This window comes from Rhodococcoides fascians A25f, assembly GCF_000760935.2.
In the GTDB taxonomy this organism is placed as follows: Bacteria; Actinomycetota; Actinomycetes; order Mycobacteriales; family Mycobacteriaceae; genus Rhodococcoides.
The window spans coordinates 3,480,362-3,496,250 of the sequence record NZ_CP049744.1 but is presented as its reverse complement, the minus strand read 5'-3'; the positions used below and the strand labels follow the sequence as shown (position 1 = coordinate 3,496,250).

17 protein-coding genes and 1 other RNA gene are annotated in these 15,889 nt (G+C 63.9%); 16 read left to right on the top strand and 2 right to left on the bottom strand.

The features are described from left to right. The first annotated feature begins 124 nt into the window (after window positions 1-124). The gene (locus BH93_RS16470) at window positions 125-493 is read left to right on the top strand and encodes a DUF1304 domain-containing protein (protein WP_032376942.1); all 369 of its coding nucleotides are present in this window, start codon (window positions 125-127) and stop codon (window positions 491-493) included. 7 nt (window positions 494-500) lie between these two features. On the opposite strand, the gene BH93_RS16465 is transcribed toward BH93_RS16470, so the two are convergent. Both BH93_RS16465 and BH93_RS16460 read right to left on the bottom strand, forming a co-directional pair. Then, the gene (locus tag BH93_RS16465) at window positions 501-1,292 is read right to left on the bottom strand and encodes an inositol monophosphatase family protein (RefSeq protein ID WP_037174129.1); all 792 of its coding nucleotides are present in this window, start codon (window positions 1,290-1,292) and stop codon (window positions 501-503) included. Window positions 1,293-1,351: 59 nt separating this feature from the next. After that, window positions 1,352-1,843 (bottom strand): beta-class carbonic anhydrase, encoded by a 492-nt coding sequence (locus BH93_RS16460; protein ID WP_037174127.1) that lies wholly within the window; start codon window positions 1,841-1,843, stop codon window positions 1,352-1,354. Between the two features lie 225 nt (window positions 1,844-2,068). On the opposite strand from BH93_RS16460, the gene prfB reads away from it, so the two are divergent. The 15 genes from prfB (at window position 2,069) to BH93_RS16385 (ending at window position 15,859) form a co-directional block, all read left to right on the top strand. Beyond that, window positions 2,069-3,181 (top strand): peptide chain release factor 2, encoded by a 1,113-nt coding sequence (gene prfB / locus BH93_RS16455; RefSeq protein WP_027496571.1) that lies wholly within the window; start codon window positions 2,069-2,071, stop codon window positions 3,179-3,181. Window positions 3,182-3,186: 5 nt separating this feature from the next. Continuing rightward, a complete protein-coding gene (locus tag BH93_RS16450; protein WP_032376945.1) occupies window positions 3,187-4,086 on the top strand; it encodes a mechanosensitive ion channel family protein in 900 nt (299 codons plus the stop codon). Beyond that, window positions 4,083-4,529, top strand: coding sequence for a hypothetical protein (locus BH93_RS16445; RefSeq protein WP_037174124.1), 447 nt, complete (start codon window positions 4,083-4,085; stop codon window positions 4,527-4,529). Before BH93_RS16450 ends, BH93_RS16445 begins: the two co-directional genes overlap by 4 nt. Window positions 4,530-4,615: 86 nt before the next feature. Continuing rightward, the gene (gene ftsE / locus BH93_RS16440; RefSeq protein ID WP_027496574.1) at window positions 4,616-5,305 is read left to right on the top strand and encodes a cell division ATP-binding protein FtsE; all 690 of its coding nucleotides are present in this window, start codon (window positions 4,616-4,618) and stop codon (window positions 5,303-5,305) included. 66 nt (window positions 5,306-5,371) lie between these two features. After that, a complete protein-coding gene (ftsX, locus tag BH93_RS16435) occupies window positions 5,372-6,277 on the top strand; it encodes a permease-like cell division protein FtsX (protein ID WP_032376947.1) in 906 nt (301 codons plus the stop codon). 83 nt (window positions 6,278-6,360) lie between these two features. After that, a complete protein-coding gene (smpB, locus tag BH93_RS16430) occupies window positions 6,361-6,834 on the top strand; it encodes an SsrA-binding protein SmpB (RefSeq protein WP_032397704.1) in 474 nt (157 codons plus the stop codon). An 8-nt stretch (window positions 6,835-6,842) separates the two neighbouring features. Then, window positions 6,843-7,697 (top strand): DMT family transporter, encoded by an 855-nt coding sequence (locus tag BH93_RS16425; protein ID WP_080730458.1) that lies wholly within the window; start codon window positions 6,843-6,845, stop codon window positions 7,695-7,697. A 31-nt stretch (window positions 7,698-7,728) separates the two neighbouring features. Further along, the gene (locus BH93_RS16420) at window positions 7,729-9,189 is read left to right on the top strand and encodes an SDR family NAD(P)-dependent oxidoreductase (protein WP_052065125.1); all 1,461 of its coding nucleotides are present in this window, start codon (window positions 7,729-7,731) and stop codon (window positions 9,187-9,189) included. Between the two features lie 65 nt (window positions 9,190-9,254). After that, window positions 9,255-9,625: a transfer-messenger RNA gene (ssrA, locus tag BH93_RS16415) on the top strand. A gap of 119 nt (window positions 9,626-9,744) precedes the next feature. Beyond that, entirely contained in the window at window positions 9,745-10,404 is a 660-nt protein-coding gene (locus BH93_RS16410) for an alpha/beta hydrolase (RefSeq protein WP_052065124.1), read from the top strand. Continuing rightward, on the top strand, window positions 10,383-11,672 hold the full coding sequence (locus tag BH93_RS16405; RefSeq protein ID WP_371832105.1) for an NAD(P)/FAD-dependent oxidoreductase: 1,290 nt from the start codon (window positions 10,383-10,385) through the stop codon (window positions 11,670-11,672). Before BH93_RS16410 ends, BH93_RS16405 begins: the two co-directional genes overlap by 22 nt. Further along, complete coding sequence (locus tag BH93_RS16400; protein ID WP_052065123.1) at window positions 11,663-12,442, top strand: DUF1365 domain-containing protein; 780 nt, start codon at window positions 11,663-11,665, stop codon at window positions 12,440-12,442. The genes BH93_RS16405 and BH93_RS16400 overlap by 10 nt, the downstream gene beginning before the upstream one ends. Beyond that, window positions 12,439-13,749: an SAM-dependent methyltransferase gene (locus BH93_RS16395; protein WP_037174123.1), complete on the top strand. Its 1,311-nt coding sequence runs from the start codon at window positions 12,439-12,441 to the stop codon at window positions 13,747-13,749. The genes BH93_RS16400 and BH93_RS16395 overlap by 4 nt, the downstream gene beginning before the upstream one ends. Next, complete coding sequence (locus BH93_RS16390) at window positions 13,746-15,071, top strand: SAM-dependent methyltransferase (protein ID WP_052065122.1); 1,326 nt, start codon at window positions 13,746-13,748, stop codon at window positions 15,069-15,071. Before BH93_RS16395 ends, BH93_RS16390 begins: the two co-directional genes overlap by 4 nt. Further along, entirely contained in the window at window positions 15,068-15,859 is a 792-nt protein-coding gene (locus tag BH93_RS16385) for a DUF1295 domain-containing protein (RefSeq protein ID WP_032376951.1), read from the top strand. Before BH93_RS16390 ends, BH93_RS16385 begins: the two co-directional genes overlap by 4 nt. Window positions 15,860-15,889 lie beyond the last annotated feature (30 nt).

Genomic DNA, 15,889 nt, shown 5'->3' with positions numbered 1-15,889 from the left:
CACGGACTTCACAGATCTTACTCCCGAGTAAGTTAGCTGTCTACCGTCGAGTAAGTACCGGTGGCCCACGACACCCCAACAGCAGTTCGTATCGTGCGTCGTATCAATGTGACAGGCTGTTTCCGTGCATCTCACCGCTCAGATCTTCGCCGCCCTCGCCGCAGCCCTTCACGTCGTCATCTTCGTGATGGAAAGTGTGGTGTGGACCAAGCCTGCTGTGTGGTCCCGCTTCGGAGTCGCGAGCCAGCACGACGCCGACGTCGTGAAGCCGATGGCCTTCAATCAGGGCTTCTACAACCTGTTTCTCGCCGTCGGAATCGTGGTCGGCCTCCTCGTCGGTGGATCGGCGGGCGACGCGATCGTCTACTTCGCGTGCGCGAGCATCGTCGGAGCCGCTCTGGTTCTGGCCACCGGTGGTGCCAAGTACTTCCGGGCCGCATTCGTCCAGGGGATCACGCCGCTGATTGCGCTGGTTCTCGCTGCGGTTCTGTAGTCGTAATTCAGGCGTCGGGGGACAATCGCTCGAGTACCTCGCTCTGCAGTAGGCCATTGGTGGCCACCGCGCTGCCGCCGTGCGGGCCTTCGGTGCCGTCCAGTGCGGTGAAGTCGCCGCCGGCCTCGCGCACGAGGACATCGAGCGCAGCCAGGTCCCACAGCGAGACCTCGGGTTCGGCCGCGATATCGACCGCGCCCTCTGCGACCAGGCAGTACGAGAAGAAGTCGCCGTAGCCGCGCACCCGCCAGACGGCATCGGTGAGATCGAGGAATCGGTCTCTGATACCGAGATCGGACCAGCCTGAGAGGCTGGAGAAGCTCAGACTCGACGACGCCAACGAATCGACCTTCGAGACCGTGATGTTGCGCGGAGTGCCCCCGTCCGATGCCGTCCAGGCGCCCTGATCGTGTGCGGCCCACCATCGCCTGTTCAATGCAGGGGCGCTGACGACTCCTACTCGCGGTACGCCGTCGTCCAGCAGAGCGATCAACGTTGCCCACACGGGCACGCCGCGCACGAAATTCTTGGTGCCGTCGATGGGATCCACCACCCACTGGCGACCGCTGAAGGTCGCGGTGCCGCCGAACTCCTCGCCCAGCAAGGCATCGCCGGAACGCTCCGAACCGAGCTCGCCGCGAATCATCGTCTCGACGGCCAGGTCTGCGTCGCTCACCGGTGTGAGATCCGGCTTCGAGTCCACCGAGAGATCCATGGCCAGAAATCGTCGACGAGTGATGGCGTCGGCCTCGTCGGCGAGCCTGAGGGCAAGGGCAAGATCGGCGGAGTAGTCGGTCACCGGAGAAGACTATCGCCGCGCACGGGCTTGCTCGTACGCGGCGATATGGGTGGCGGGGTCTATCCGGTGACTTCGTTCAGCTTCCCGGTTGCGACATCGAAGACGAAGCCTCGAATGGATTCGTGCTTCGTGACGAACGGGCTCTGCTCGATGCGGGCGAGCGACTGGCGAACATCGCGGTCCAGTTCGGTGAACGACTCGGCAGCCCAGTTCGGCTTGATGCCCGTCTCGTCCTGCAGATCTTTCTTGAACTCGTCATCGGTGAAGGTGAGCATGCCGCAGTCGGTGTGATGGATCAGGATGATCTCCTTGGTGCCGAGCAGACGCTGACTGATGGCCAGCGACCTGATCTCGTCGTCGGTGATCACACCGCCGGCATTGCGAATCACGTGGGCTTCGCCGTCGGCAAGACCGAGAATGCGGTAGACGTCGAGTCGGGCGTCCATGCACGCGACCACTGCCACGTGCTTCGACGGTGGCAGAGGCAGGGGACCGTCGAACTGGGCGGCGTAGGCCTGGTTGTTGTCGAGGTACTGATCGGTGACGGTCATACGACGCTCCTGTGTACTGCAGGTGTGGCCGACACCGGGCGGTGACAGGCATGTCGACATGCGAATATGTCGATGAGCCGAAAACTAGCAGTCACCCGATGGCCTGACGAGAGTTGAAATCAGCACGGTTCGAACTCTCGACGACGGTGCCCATTCGCCAGGGCGGTCCCGTCCGGGTTCGGGGGCGGTCGGGCGAGGGTTCGGGTGCCGGTAACCTTGACTCTCGTGCATCCCGACGTTTCTGCAGACCTGGCCGAGCTCGACACCACTCTGTCCACTGTCGAGTCGGTACTCGACGTCGAGGAACTGCGGCGACGCATCGACGAGCTGGAACACCAGGCCGCATCACCGGACCTGTGGAACGACCAGGAACACGCGCAGCAGGTGACCAGTCAGCTGTCCCACGCGCAGGCAGAACTGCGCCGCGTGGAGGAGCTTCGTCAGCGCCTGGAGGACATGCCTGTTCTGTACGAGCTCGCCGAGGGCGAAGAAGGTGAAGCGGCCGCGTCGGCCACCGCCGATGCCGACGCCGAACGGGCATCCCTGCGTGAGGACATCGCAGCCATGGAAGTGCGGACCCTGTTGTCCGGGGAATACGACGCGCGTGACGCGTTGGTCAACATCCGTTCCGGTGCCGGCGGAATCGATGCCGCCGACTGGGCGGAGATGCTCATGCGTATGTACATCCGCTGGGCCGAGAAGCACGGCTACGGGGTCGAGGTCTACGACACGTCCTACGCCGAAGAGGCCGGAATCAAGAGTGCGACCTTCGCCGTCAAGGCTCCGTACACGTACGGGACGTTGTCGGTGGAGCAAGGTACGCACCGGCTCGTGCGGATCAGCCCGTTCGACAACCAGGGTCGACGCCAGACCTCGTTCGCCGAGGTCGAGGTACTCCCGGTCGTCGAGACCACCGACCACATCGAGATCCCCGAGAACGACATTCGCGTGGACGTCTACCGCTCGTCCGGACCGGGTGGTCAGTCGGTCAACACCACCGACTCCGCCGTCCGGTTGACGCACATTCCGACGGGGATCGTCGTGACGTGTCAGAACGAGAAGTCGCAGTTGCAGAACAAGGTCTCTGCCATGCGAGTGCTGCAGGCCAAGCTGCTCGAGGTCAAGCGCAAGGAAGAGCGCGCCGAGATGGATGCGCTCAAGGGCGACGGCGGCAGCTCGTGGGGTAACCAGATGCGCTCGTACGTGCTGCACCCGTATCAGATGGTCAAAGATTTGCGTACCGAGTACGAGGTCAACAATCCGTCTACTGTTCTCGACGGAGACATCGATGGATTCCTGGAGTCGGGAATTCGCTGGCGAATGCGAGGGGAGCAGTAGATCTGATGGCAGGCTGGTTGAACCCGACGCTCGACCTGAAGCTGAACGCCCTCGGAATCGTTCTGTACATCCTCGGCGGGCTGCTGGCCGCGCGGTTCGTCACCTGGACCGGATCTCGAATCACTGCCCGCATCGATCAGAACTATCAGCACAGCGACGCACTCGTGCGGTCCGAGGCCGCCAAACACCGTCATGCCCTGGCTCAGGTCATCACGTGGGTGCTGGTCACGCTCATCTACATCCTCGTCACCATCGAAGTGTTGCGTCGCTTCGGATTCGGCGTCGGTGGTCTCGTGGCACCCGCGACGGTCATCGGTGCAGCCCTCGGCTTCGGTGCTCAGCGCGTAGTGCAGGACATTCTGGCCGGGTTCTTCATCATCACCGAACGGCAGTACGGCTTCGGTGACGTCGTCCAGATCGCCGTCAACGGATCGGCCGAGGACGCCGAGGGCACCGTCGAGGACGTGACGCTCCGAGTGACTCGGGTGCGTAGCGTCGACGGCGAGGTCATCACTGTCCCGAACGGGCAGATCGTCAAGGCGATCAATCTGTCGAAGGATTGGGCGCGCGCAGTCGTCGACGTCCCGGTCCCCAGCACCGCAGATCTCACCCAGGTGAACGCGTTGCTCCGTGCAGTCGGCCGTGACGCATTCGCCGACACGCGCTTGCGTCCGCTCCTGCTCGACGAACCGACCGTGATGGGAGTGGAGAGCATCGAGGTGGGGCAGGTCAACGTGCGCTTGGTCGCGCGGACGCTGCCGGGCAAGCAGTTCCAGGTGGGGCGAGAGCTTCGAGTGCGAGTGGCCGCCGCTCTGCAGCCCGAGGGCATCAACGTTGCGCCAGACGTCAGTACGGCCGGGGTCGCACCGGAATCGTCGGGACGAGATCGGACGGAAGACCAGTGAGTTCACCTGATACCGGAACCGAACGCTCGCAACGAAATTGGCGACAGTGGCGCATTCCGGCCAAGATCTACGGCCGCGTCCGCACGTCCACCGTGGCGTTCGGCATCTGCTTCGTGCTTACGGGCCTGCTCTACGGCCAGGTCAGTGCCGACATCGCAGCGCGAGACGCCGAACCCGTGCAAGGTCCGATCGCCGTCGACCCGGATGCATCTACCTCGTACAACCAGCCCCAGACCTCCGAGCAGCGATACTCGACAACCACGGTCTCGCCGACTCCGTCGGCCACCGTCGATCCGGAGCAGTCGGGAACCGTCGAGGAATCCGGACAGCAGGCCACCACGACGACAGTTTCGCCGACGACGACCGCGCCGTTCGGCGTGCCGATTCCGCCGGCGATTCAGTCGCTGATTCCCACCCAGCCTGCACCGACGTCATCGCGCTGACGCTGCCTTTACCGTCTCTCGGGACTCGCCGTGGTACCCGCACGGTTCCGACGGCTACCGGCGGGTAAGGACTACACTGGCGACCCGTGATCAGCACCTCGAATGTGTCCAAGTCCTACAAGACCTCCACCAGGCCCGCCCTGGACAAAGTGACGGTCTCCATCGACAAGGGTGAGTTCGTGTTCCTGATCGGCCCGTCCGGTTCGGGTAAATCGACGTTCATGCGGCTGCTGCTCAAGGAGGAGACGCCCACCTCCGGTGACATTCACGTTGCCGACTTCCACGTGAACCGGCTGGCGGCCCGTCGCGTCCCGCGACTGCGGCAGAGCATGGGCTGCGTCTTCCAGGACTTTCGTCTCTTGCAGCAGAAGACCGTGGTGGAGAACGTGGCATTTGCGCTCGAGGTGATCGGCAAGCCGCGTTCGATGATCAAACGCACCGTCCCCGAGGTTCTCGACCTGGTGGGACTCGGCGGCAAGTCCGATCGTCTGCCGAACGAGCTGTCCGGTGGTGAGCAGCAGCGTGTGGCGATTGCCCGAGCTTTCGTCAATCGCCCGCTGGTCCTGCTTGCGGACGAGCCGACCGGAAACCTGGATCCCGACACCAGCCAGGACATCATGTTGCTGCTCGAGCGCATCAACCGCACCGGAACCACTGTGCTGATGGCGACCCACGACAACCACATCGTCGACTCGATGCGCCGCCGCGTCGTCGAACTCGACAACGGACGAGTCGTTCGTGACGAGGCCCGCGGGGTCTACGGCGTCGGGCGCTGACGCCGCCCACCGGACAGGACCGCTCAGACTTCTCGACCGAACGAATCGAAGGGCTCGGATTCCGCGATGCGCGCAAGTTTCATCTTCAGTGAGGTCCTCACCGGACTTCGCCGCAACATCACCATGACGATCGCCATGATCTTGACGACAGCCATATCCCTCGGCCTTTTCGGCGGCGGATTGCTCGTGGTGCAGATGGCGGGAAAGACCCAGCAGATCTTCCTCGACAGAGTGGAAGTCCAGATCTTTCTCACGGACGACATCTCCGCAACGGATGCCGACTGCGCACAGGAGACCTGCGCCACCCTGCGATCGGATCTGGAGAACACCCCATCGGTGGTCTCTGTGCAGTACCTCAATCGTGAGGATGCGGTGAAGGACGCCACCGAGCGAGTGTTCAAGGATCAGCCCGAGCTGGCCGAACTGGTCAGTGCCGACAGCTTTCCCGCGTCGTTCAAGGTTCGCCTGAGTGATCCCGAGCGGTTCGGGGTGATCAACGACAATTTCGAGAATCGACCGGGCGTGCAGAGCGTGCTCAATCAACGTGATCTGGTCGAGCGATTGTTCAGCGTGCTCAACGGTGTGCGGAACGCTGCCTTCGCGATCGCCACGGTGCAGGCGATCGCCGCAATTCTCCTGATCGCCAACATGGTTCAGATCGCTGCGTTCACCAGACGAACCGAAGTCGGCATCATGCGGTTGGTCGGTGCCACTCGCTGGTACACCCAGTTGCCGTTCCTGCTCGAGGCGGTGGTGGCGGCCCTGATCGGATCCGCGCTCGCCATCGCCGGCCTGTTCACTGCGAAGAACATGTTCATCGACGATGTTCTGTCCGACGTGTATCAGGCCAATATTCTGGCCCGGATTTCGAACAGTGACGTCCTCCTCGTCTCGCCGTTCCTCGCGCTGGTGGGAGTCGGCATGGCAGCGGTGACGGCATACATCACGCTGCGCCTGTACGTGCGCGAATAAATTCGCTTGTCGTTCGGTTCTATGCTGGAGCGGTTGCCCGTGGAACCGCTCCACGCGGCGAATGCTCGAGAAAGGGCCCTGCAGTGAGAGAGAAGGGCCGCAAGGCCATCGCGACCAATCGCAAGGCGCGGCACAACTACTCCATACTCGACGTCCTCGAGGCCGGAGTTGCCCTCGTCGGAACCGAGGTCAAGAGTCTGCGCGACGGCAAGGCCTCCCTGGTCGACGCCTTCGCGACCGTCGACGACGGTGAAATCTGGCTGCGCGGACTGCACATCGCGGAGTACACGCTCGGTAGCTGGACCAACCATGCGCCGCGGCGAAACCGCAAACTGCTTCTTCACCGTCGCGAGATCGACCGCCTTGCAAGCAAGGTCAAAGAGGGCAACCTCACGCTGGTGCCGTTGTCGATGTATTTCTCCGACGGCAAGGTCAAGGTCGAACTTGCCTTGGCCAAGGGCAAGCAGGACTACGACAAGAGACAGTCGTTGGCCAAGCGCACCGCCGAACGCGAGGTCACTCGTGAGCTGGGGCGTCGTGTGAAGGGCATGCGCTGACCGCTGTTCTGCTCGCTCTGGTAGCTGCTGTGGGCTATGGGGTGAGCGATTTCGTCGGCGGTGTCGCATCCCGCCGGGTAGCGGCACTGCGCGTGGTCATCGTCTCGTACCCGCTGTCGCTGGTGATCGTTCTGCTCGTGGCTCCGTTCGTCGGCGGCACGATCGAACTGTCGGCGATGTTGTGGGGGCTGGCCTCGGGTGTCGCAGGCGGCGTTGCGGTGTGGTGGTTCTATCTGGCGCTCGCCGCCGGTCCGATGGCCGTGGTCTCGCCTGTCACCGCGGTACTGGTCGCCGGTATCCCGGTGCTGGTCGGGCTGTCGATGGGCGAGCGTCCCGGCATCATCGCTTTCGTCGGCATCGCAGTCGCCCTGGTGGCCGTGGTGCTGGTCAGCAAGGAATCTCCGGACGAGGTGACCGGTGAAGTGGCTGGCGGTCGGGAGATGAAGTTCACCCGAACCGTGGCCTGGTTGACGGTCGGTTCGGGCGTGACGTTCGCTTTCGCGTTCATTTTTCTGCATCGGATCGGCGACGGCAGTGGACTGTGGCCGCTCGCGGCGTCGCGTGCGTCGGCAACCGCGGTGGTCTGGGTGGTAGCTCTGGCTTCCGGGCACTTCTCGCCCCCGCACGGCAGCGTGCTCAAACTTGCGGCATTCGTCAGTGTGCTCGACGTGGTTGCCAATGCCGCCCTGATCTACGCCTATCAGGACGGTCTTCTGTCGTTGGTGAGCGTCATTGCCTCGCTCTATCCGGCAGCAACGGTCTTGCTCGCCATGGTGATGCTCGGCGAAAGAGTCGGAACTCTGCAGAAGATCGGAATGGCGTTGGCGCTCGGCGCGATCGCGATGATTGCCCTCGCAGGTTGAACTGGACCGCTCGGGGGTAATGACCTCGTTTATGACAGCTTCCGATTCGCCGTCCGACATCCCCGTGGTTCAGGACGACGGACGCCCACCCCGCGTGCTGGTGACCGGTGCAACGGGATACCTGGGCGGGCGTCTGGCACCGCGTCTGCTCGACGAGGGGTACCGGGTCCGAGTGCTTGCTCGCACCCCCGGCAAGCTCGACAACGTGCCGTGGGCGACGAATGTCGAGATCGTCCGCGGTGATCTGAGCGACCGGGAATCGCTGAAGGAGGCGCTGACCGGAGTCGACATCATGTACTACCTGGTGCATTCCATGGGCACCGCAGGCCATTCCGATTTCGCCGATACCGAACGCGACAGCGCCGAGAACGTCGCGGCCGTTGCTGCCGAGTGCGGCGTCGGTCGCATCGTGTATCTCGGTGGACTGCACCCGCCCACCGGTGAGTTGTCGCCCCACCTGAAGTCTCGTGCCGAGGTCGGACGCATTCTGATCGAGTCGGGCGTTCCCACCGTGGTGCTGCAGGCGGGCGTCGTGATCGGATCGGGTTCGGCGTCGTTCGAGATGATTCGCCACCTGACCAACCGACTTCCGGTGATGACCACGCCGCGGTGGGTACACAACCGAATCCAGCCGATCGCTGTCCGCGACGTGCTGCACTACCTGATCGGGGCCGCGAGCGCACCGATCGCCGAATCCCGGACCTTCGACATCGGCGGACCGGACGTCATGCAGTACGGCGAGATGATGAACATCTACGCCGACGTCGCGGGACTGCGGCAGCGTCGCATCATCGTGCTTCCGGTGCTGACTCCGCGATTGGCCGGCCACTGGATCGGGTTGGTCACACCCATTCCGCGCGGGCTGGCGATGCCGCTCATCGAATCGCTGCAGTACGACGCCGTCGGTCACGAGATGGACATCGACGCCGTCGTGCCCCGCCCGGACAACGGTCTGACGGGCTACCGCGATTCGGTTCGGCTGGCACTGCGCAAGATCGACGACGGCGAGGTCGAGACGAGGTGGACCGACGCCACCGGTACCGCGGCACCGTCGGATCCACTTCCGTCGGACCCGGATTGGGCCGGGGAAGTGGTGTACACCGACACTCGGGTCGCCAGAAGTACGGCGGAGTCGAGTGCGATCCGGCCTGCATTGGAACGATTGGCCGACGCAGACGTGCTCACCGGCTGGCGTCGCGACGCCACCGGACCCGACGCGTCGGCGTCGGGCATCGAACACACCACCCGGCTCAAGTCCTCGACCCGGCTGCCCGGCGAGGCGTGGCTGGACCTCACGGTCGGGGGAACCGCGAAGCAGCCGACGATCGAGCAGCGGTTGGTGTTCTTCCCGCGTGGACTGGCCGGTCGCGCAGTCTGGTACGCCTCACTGCCGGCACGGTTGGTCGTGGCGCGCCGAATGCTGCGCACAGTGGTGCATCGTGTGGACGCGGATGCCGCATCGCACGCCACGGATCGCCGTGCGAGAAGTTAATGGGATGAATGTGTCCATGCGAGGCGTTACACTGAACAGCCCGGACACAGTGTTCGGGAACATACGGGGCTGAACGGTTTCGACTTTGTATGTTGAGTCAGGGGAAGCGTGTCGGTGCAGGCGAGAGACCACCGTAAGCGTCATCGCAACCTTATAAGCGCCGATTCCAATCAGCGCGACTACGCACTCGCTGCCTAAGTAGCGACTGCGTGTCTGTCAGTCCGGGCTTGCCCTCGGCCCGGGTACTGGCATCAGCTAGAGGGCTCACCGATTCATCCGGCCGCGGGATGATGAGGAACATCAAACAGTGGCTGGGATCGTCATCCTGACTTGTTCGCGAGATCGGGAGATCCAAGTAGAGACATAGCGGACTGCACACGGAGAAGCCCTGGCAATGCAGCAGAGGACCCGGGTTCGATTCCCGGCAGCTCCACCGCAGAAGACCGGGCCGAGAGACACACTCTCGGCCCGGTCTTCTTCGTTGTGTCTGACAGGTCACAATCGCCCCGTCCGAACCGACCCCACCCGAAGCGGCCTCGGTGCCGAATAACCGGCATGAGCAACGAGCCGACTCCAGTACTGCGCACCGGCAGGCGGGTGTCCGACCCTGCACTGGTTCTGTTGGTCCTCGGCGGCGGCAAGGACGTGAGCCGGGCGCGCAGTCGGCCCTGGCATCTGGCCGGCCTGCGAATGTGGCCGTTCACCTGGATGCTTCGGCGCGTGGGACGCGAACGCGGCATTTCGGTGCAGCAATTGCAGTACCGGTTCCGCGGCTGGAACGCCCCCGAACGGTCTCCGGTCGAGGACGCCCGCTGGGCGCTGAACCGAATCCGCGCCGAGCATCCTGACGTTCACGTGGTGGTCGTCGGCCATTCGATGGGTGGTCGCACCGCCGCTGCCCTGGTCGACGATCCTTCTGTCGTGGGTGTGGTGGCCCTGGCCCCGTGGTGGCCGGAGGGTGTGGAAGCCGACGCATTCGGCGCGCACCAGGCGTTACTCGTCGTACACGGCACTGCCGACAAGTGGACCGATCCGAGAACCTCGCGCCGTGCGACCGAGAGAGCAGCATCCAGAGGGGCGACTGCTCGCTACCTTTCCGTTCCGGGTGGGCATTTCATGCTCCGTAATCCGCGGGTCTGGTCGAGGGCCACGCGTGACTTCGTCCTCGGCATTGCCGCCGATACCAAGGCCGACTGCATGGGCAGGCAGTCGTGACGCGCCGTCGTATTGCGGTGGTCGGGAGCGGCATCGCCGGCCTGACGGCCGCATACGCACTGTCGAAGAACTCGTCGGTGACGTTGTACGAGGCAGAATCCCGCCTCGGCGGTCACGCGGACACGCACTATGTCGACGGCCCCGACGGTCCGGTAGGCGTCGACACAGGGTTCATCGTGCACAACGACCGCACGTATCCGACGCTGCTTCGGCTGTTCGCCGAACTCGACGTACCCACCCAGGATTCGGACATGAGCATGTCCGTGCGCTGCGACGGGTGCGGGCTCGAGTACTCGGGCGGCCAGGGCATGCGCGGAATCCTGGCGCAACGTAGGGCGGTGTTCAAACCACGATTCGTGTCGATGTTGCTCGATGTCAAGCGTTTTCATCGGCTGGCGACCGAACTTCTGGACAGCCCGGACTCGGCGGATTCCGAGATCACACTCGGTACATTTCTCGAAGACCATTCTTTCTCGGCATACTTCGAATCCCACTTCATGACACCGTTGGTGTCGGCGGTGTGGTCGTGTGATCCGGACACAGCGCTCGCTTACCCGGCTCGCTACCTGTTCTCCTTTCTTCAGCACCACGGAATGCTCACCGTCACAGGATCTCCCACCTGGCGTACCGTCACGGGCGGGTCCATCGAATACGTTCGCCGGGTTGCATCGCACATCGATGAGGTGTTGCTCGATACTCCGGTACGCGCGGTCTACAGGTCCACGGACTCGGTGCAGATCCGGGACTGTCGCGACGACCTCCGCACGTTCGACGCCGCCGTGATCGCGGTCCATCCCGGTGCCGCGCTGAAGATGCTCGCAGAACCGACCGCGCTCGAGCACAGCATTCTCGGTGCGATGCCGTACTCAGTCAATGACACTGCACTGCACACGGACTCGTCGGTGTTGCCGAAGAACACCAGGGCGCGGGCCTCGTGGAACTACCATCTCCCGTCCTGTAGCGCCAGGCCCGATCGAGTTCTGGTCAGCTACGACCTGACGAGGTTGCAGCGGTTGGACGACACCGATCGAAGGATGCTGGTCACCCTCGGTGGAGCGGATCGCATCGACCCGAACTCGGTACTCGCGGACATGACCTACGAGCACCCGCAGTACACCCCCGAATCCGTGGCAGCGCAGCGTCGGCTGCCCGAATTGGACACCGATACGGTGGCGTTCGCCGGGGCGTACCACGGCTGGGGATTCCACGAGGACGGCGCGTTGTCCGGAGCGCGCGCTGCGCAACGGGTGGGGGCCACGTGGCTCTGACGTCCGTTCTGCCGACCACCCGCGCACACGGAGCGGCGCTGTATCTCACTCGGATCGATCACGTGCGACGCGCGCCGACTCGAAACGCGTTCTCGTACAAGAGTTACAGCTGGTTCGTCGACCTCGACGCGCTCCCCGAGTTGCCGCGGATGTTGCGACCGCTGGCATCGTTCGACTCACGTGATCACCTGGGCGACCCCGACGCCACCATTCGTCAGAACGTCGATGCGTTCCTGGCGGAGAACGGTATCGATCTAGGCGGCGGACGGATCACGATGTTGGCCAGCGCCCGGGTGTTCGGACACACGTTCAACCCGCTGAGTGTGTACTGGTGTCACGACCGCGACGGAGACCTCCGCTGCGTGGTGGCCGAGGTGCACAACACCTACGGCGAGCGATACCGGTATCTGCTGCACACCGATCGCCGCGGCGCGGCACGGACGACCAAGGAGTTCTACGTCTCGCCGTTCAACGAGGTCGACGGTGAGTACTCCATGCAGCTGCCCGAGCCGGACGCCGCGCTCCGGCTGTCGATCGTCCTCGAACGTCCCGGTCAGCCTCCGTTCGTCGCGACCGTCGACGGCCGTCGACGCGAGGTGACGACGCGGTCGATTCTGCGCACCGCACTGGAGATCCCGATTGCGCCCTTGCGAGTGGTGATACAGATCCGCTGGCAAGGCATTCGGCTCTGGGCGCGGGGTCTGAAGATCGTGCAGAAACCTGCCCCTCCGGGGGAACGAAGAATTCAGAAGGAAGGGGCCCACAGATGACAACTGTGTCGAAATCCAATTCTGTGTCGAACCCGTACGGTTCCGCTGCCGGTCCGCGCCCGTCGGTCGATCCGCGGGTCTGGCCTCAGATCGCCCATGTTCCCGATGGTATGAAGGTTGCTGCCGCCGCGCCCGTCGCCGACTTCCTCTTCCGTCGTGCGGTCGCGGGATTGCAGGTCCGGGTTGCGATGCCCGACGGCGAAGTGATCGGGGCCGGGTCGGCCGACGCACCGTTGATGACCGTCTATCGGCCACACGACTTCGCCGCACGGGTCGGAGACAGTGGACTCATCGGATTCGGTGAGGCATACATGGCCGGAGACTGGGACGCTGAGGACCTCACTGCCGTGCTCGAGGTATTCGCCCGGCGAATGGCGTCGCTGATTCCCAAGTCCTTGCAGCGCCTCCGAGGGCTCTATATCCCCAAACCTCCACGAAGCGAGCGGAATACGACCAAGAACACGCGATCCAACATCTCACGGCACTACGACTTGTCGAACGATCTCTTCGAACTCTTCCTCGACGAGACGATGACCTACTCGAGTGCGTTGTTCGCCGGAGCGGGAAGCGGCAACGACAGTGAGGAGCTCGCCGACGCTCAGCGCCGAAAGATCGACCGACTTCTCGACCGCGCGGGCGTCGGCGATGGAAGCCGGGTTCTCGAGATCGGCACCGGATGGGGCGAGTTGGCTATCCGTGCGGCCGCTCGTGGTGCGACGGTACGGTCGGTGACATTGTCGACCGAACAGCAGGAACTAGCCCGGAAGCGTTGTGCCGCTGCGGGTTACGGAGATCGAATTCAGATCGATCTCCTCGACTATCGTCTGGTCGACGGCGAGTACGACGCGATCGTGTCGGTCGAGATGATCGAGGCCGTCGGGCATCAGTACTGGGGAACGTACTTCGAGACGATCGACGCGCTGCTCGCGCCGGGTGGGCGGGTTGCCCTCCAGGCCATCACGATGCCGCACGATCGAATGCTGGCTACCCGAAACACGTACACCTGGGTACACAAGTACATCTTTCCCGGCGGGTTCCTGCCGTCGGTGCGGGCCATCGAGGAGGTGACCGAGCAGCACACCTCACTTCGGGTTCGCGAGCGTTTGTCCATGGGCGACCACTACGCGCGAACCCTCGCTCTGTGGGACAGTCGATTCCGTGAATACCGCAGCGAGGCATCCGATCTCGGCTTCGACGAGGTGTTCGCGCGAATGTGGCACTTCTACCTGTGCTACTCGGAGGCCGGATTTCGATCCGGGTACCTCGATGTTCAGCAGATCGTGCTCGACCGAAGGGACAACCGATGACCACCTCGACACTTTCCGTGGACCGGACCCATCGCAGTGGCGGTGTCGCGCATCGGATTGCCGAGTTGATAGAACCCCTGGTGGGTGGCCCGCTTCCCGTTCGGCTGCAGGCGTGGGACGGATCCGTCGCAGGCGATGACTCGGCACCGAGAGTGCTGTTGCGGAGCCCCAGCGCCCTTCGTCGATTGCTGTGGAGCCCTGGCGAACTCGGTGCTGCGCAGGCGTACGTCACCGGGGAGTTGGACGTCGACGGGGATCTTGCCGCGGCTCTCGATCACGTCTGGGGCGTGGTGCGTGAGCGCCGACTCTCGGCCGTCCGACCGGGGCCGGCGTCGCTGCTGCGGTTGGCAAGGCTGGCAAAGGATCTCGGAGTGTTCGGCCGCCCACTACCGCCGCCCGTGTCGCAGGCCTCGGTGAAGGGGCGGCTGCACTCGATGCTCCGTGACCGCGCTGCGATCAGCCACCATTACGACCTGTCCAACGACTTCTACGAGCTGGTCCTCGATTCGCACATGGCGTACTCGTCGGCGTACTGGACCTCGGATGCGCCGGACTACACCCTCGATGACGCGCAGCGCGACAAACTCGACCTCGTGTGTCGAAAGATCGGGCTCGACAAGCGCGCAGGGCAACGCTTTCTCGACGTCGGCTGCGGCTGGGGATCCCTGAGCCTGCATGCGGCTCAGGAGTACGGAGCGCAGGTCGTCGGAGTGACCATCTCGCGCGAACAGAAGGCCTTCATCGACAAGCGAATCGCCGACCGGGGACTGCAGGGCAACGTCGAGATCCGAATCCAGGACTACCGGGAGATTCCGGACGGTCCGTTCGACGCGGTGGCGTCGATCGAGATGGGCGAGCATGTGGGGGAGGCGAACTACCCGACCTACACCGCCGCACTGCATGCCAACGTCAAGCCCGGCGGCCGCGTGCTGATCCAGCAGATGTCGCGGAGGGAAGGCGACAACCCCGGCGGCGGAGCATTCATCGAATCGTTCATCGCGCCGGACATGTACATGCGCCCGGTCGGGCGGACCGTCGCAATGATCGAGGAGGCCGGCCTCGAGGTTCGCGACATCCACGCGCTTCGGGAGCATTACGTGCGAACCGTCGACGTCTGGACCGAGCGCTTCGAGGCGCGCTTCGACGATGTGGTGGCGATGGTCGGGGAAGAGGTCGCCCGCGTGTGGCGGCTGTATCTCATCGGCGGCGGAATGGCATTCCGCGACAACAGAATGGGCGTCGACCAGATCCTGGCGGTCAGGTCCGAGAACGGACCATCGGACATGGAACCGGTGCGGCCGACCTGGACGACCACCGGATGAACTGGTCGGACTTCCTGACCGTATCGCTGGCGAGCCTCGGCGGTACCGCTGTCCTGATGATCGTCACCGCCCTCATCGGCGCGCGTATCGGACGGCACAACGTCGTGGACGTGACGTGGGGCGGCGGCTTCGTTCTGATCGCGCTGATTTCGGCTGCGACCGGAACAGGTGAACTGTGGCGTCGATTGCTTCTGCTCGCGCTCGTCGGCGTATGGGGACTTCGTCTTGCACTGCATGTCTTTCAGCGCTCACGCGGCCACGGTGAGGATCCGCGCTACACCGAACTGCTCTCCAAGGCCACCGGAAACGAAACCTTGTATGCCCTGCGCAAGATCTATCTGACGCAGGCAATTGCATTGTGGTTCGTGTCCCTGCCGTTGCAGGTATCCGCTGTCGCACACGGATCGGTCCCCACCGTCGTCGTACTCGGCGTACTGGTCTGGATGCTCGGATGGACGTTCGAGGCAGTGGGCGATGCGCAGTTGAAAGCCTTCAAGGCCGACGCGTCGAACAAGGGCAAGATCATGGATCGTGGTCTCTGGTCCTGGACGCGGCACCCCAACTACTTCGGGGACTCGGCAGTCTGGTGGGGGCTGTTCCTCGTCTCGGCATCGGCGTGGCCCGGAGTGTTCACACTGCTGTCGCCGATCGCGATGACGTACTTCCTGGTGTTCGCCACCGGTGCACGGCTGCTGGAGCGCAGCATGGAGAAACGTCCGGGGTACCGCGAATACCAGCAGCGGACCAGCTATTTCCTCCCACGGCCGCCGAAAGGACCCAGCAAGTAGCTCGCGGGTGGGGCAGCGGCGCTAGGGTTG

What these genes read in the sequence shown, in the direction of transcription:
- BH93_RS16460 (WP_037174127.1), bottom strand. Translation starts at nt 1,843, where the DNA reads ATGACCGTCACCGATCAGTACCTCGACAACAACCAGGCCTACGCCGCC.
- BH93_RS16450 (WP_032376945.1), top strand. Translation starts at nt 3,187, where the DNA reads ATGGCAGGCTGGTTGAACCCGACGCTCGACCTGAAGCTGAACGCCCTC.
- ftsX (WP_032376947.1), top strand. Translation starts at nt 5,372, where the DNA reads ATGCGCGCAAGTTTCATCTTCAGTGAGGTCCTCACCGGACTTCGCCGC.
- BH93_RS16420 (WP_052065125.1), top strand. Translation starts at nt 7,729, where the DNA reads ATGACAGCTTCCGATTCGCCGTCCGACATCCCCGTGGTTCAGGACGAC.
- BH93_RS16410 (WP_052065124.1), top strand. Translation starts at nt 9,745, where the DNA reads ATGAGCAACGAGCCGACTCCAGTACTGCGCACCGGCAGGCGGGTGTCC.
- BH93_RS16395 (WP_037174123.1), top strand. Translation starts at nt 12,439, where the DNA reads ATGACAACTGTGTCGAAATCCAATTCTGTGTCGAACCCGTACGGTTCC.
- BH93_RS16390 (WP_052065122.1), top strand. Translation starts at nt 13,746, where the DNA reads ATGACCACCTCGACACTTTCCGTGGACCGGACCCATCGCAGTGGCGGT.
- BH93_RS16385 (WP_032376951.1), top strand. Translation starts at nt 15,068, where the DNA reads ATGAACTGGTCGGACTTCCTGACCGTATCGCTGGCGAGCCTCGGCGGT.